Below are 727 nucleotides of genomic sequence, written 5' to 3' on the forward strand. Positions count from 1 at the left end.
GTCATGCGGTGTCCAGTCATGGGTAAAGAATTCGCGCAAGCCGCCATTGCCGCCATCGATGAAGCGGTTAAGCGCGAGATCGGCGATCTCGTCGGCCAGCGCCGACCACGGGCCGTCCGGGTCCTGCACCTCCCAGGCCAGCATCGCCTCGAAGAGATGCATGTGCGGATTGGAGCAGAGCGGCGTGCGCGGCGGGTTCGCCTCCTCGAAACCGGCGACCGGATGTCTGTAGTCGCGTTCGAGGATGGCGAGGATATCGAGCGCCCGGCCGCGCATCTCGTCCCGGCGCTCGGGAAGGCTTGCGGCGGTCTGTGCGGCGGCGAACAGCGCAAAGGCCTGATTGTAGAGATCGAAGGAGGGATCGATCAGCCGGCCGGTCTGGTCGGCAAGGTTGCCATAAAGGCCGTTTTCAAGGCGATAGACCTTCTCGAACCAGGAAAGCCCGTGCAGGAGCGCGTCTTTCCACGGCCCCTGCCAGCCGTGCTGGCCGGCGGCGGCGAAACAATAGGCCTGGCGCGGCTGCACGCGGGCGCGGCGGTCATCGGAAAAAACCGGTTTGGCATCCTGGCCGAGACGTTCGTAAAAGCCGCCATCCGGCCGCGCCGAACCCGCCTCCCACCACAGGGGCAGGGCGTCCTCATCCAGCCATTTGCGTAATCTTCCGATCTCTTCGGCAAGCGTCTGCGCGATGCTCGGAAATGGCAATGTCATGCGTCAACTCTCTGTT

General features: G+C 64.4%; 1 protein-coding gene. It reads right to left on the reverse strand.

What is annotated here, in order from left to right:
• On the reverse strand, positions 1–711 hold a 711-nt coding region (locus tag L901_RS22900), incomplete at its 3' end, for an AGE family epimerase/isomerase (RefSeq protein WP_197419718.1).
• Positions 712–727: the final 16 nt, after the last annotated feature.

Origin of the sequence: Agrobacterium sp. D14, assembly GCF_001526505.1 — a bacterium.
GTDB lineage: Bacteria > Pseudomonadota > Alphaproteobacteria > Rhizobiales > Rhizobiaceae > Agrobacterium > Agrobacterium leguminum.